1 protein-coding gene and 1 pseudogene are annotated in these 660 nt (G+C 42.3%); both read right to left on the bottom strand.

The features are described 5' to 3' along the window. Nucleotides 1-147, bottom strand: a 147-nt coding sequence (locus REG_RS14905) for a protease modulator HflK N-terminal domain-containing protein (protein WP_039908660.1), incomplete at its 3' end; no start/stop codon positions are given. A gap of 230 nt (nucleotides 148-377) precedes the next feature. Continuing rightward, nucleotides 378-660 (bottom strand): annotated as a pseudogene (locus REG_RS14730) (ribosome rescue GTPase HflX); the annotation flags it as partial.

The following is a 660-nucleotide window of genomic DNA, read 5'->3' as shown; positions in this document are numbered from 1 at the left end:
ACTCCACTTACGAAATAGAGCATCAAAATCGGGCGGTTTTTTATCGCGATTATTTTTATTGCTATTTCCGCCAGAGTTGCCGCTATTATTACTGCTTCCCCAGGGATCGCGGTTCTGTCCGTTATTACCGGGCTGATTCCACGCCATGTTTTAACTCCATTATAATAGTATGATTATTTTATTTATCTTAGCGCCTATTCGAAATCTCGGTCGTAGTACGAAGCCCGCGCGCTGCAACCACAGTGTAAACAAAAGTACATACGAATGCTGAGCATCGCGTAACGCAGAATTCGCGCCACTCAGTAGGTTATGCAAGAAATCCACTCTATAAAAAAATCTAATTCGAGCAATAGTACACTATTAATGTTACCTGTGGCTCAAACAATATAATTCACTAATTTTTTTTCTTTTTTACACAGACGTTGCCATTTAGCCACTGGCATACGAAACCGCATACCGATATGGCCACTTTCTGTTATTGGCCAAACTTTTTCAATAGCTTTCAACTGATAGAAACGGCTGATAAGACGACCCTCCTGTGGTGGTAGATCCAATTCATATTGTGCTATCTCACCACCGAGACGTTCCGTTAACGCCTGAAAAGCAACGGAATACCCGCACCAGTTTGCGCTGAAAGCCAAACCCGAACAGGGATATTTT

This window comes from Candidatus Regiella insecticola LSR1, from assembly GCF_000143625.1.
In the GTDB taxonomy this organism is placed as follows: Bacteria; Pseudomonadota; Gammaproteobacteria; order Enterobacterales; family Enterobacteriaceae; genus Regiella; species Regiella insecticola.
This window is presented reverse-complemented; position numbering and strand designations above follow the sequence as displayed.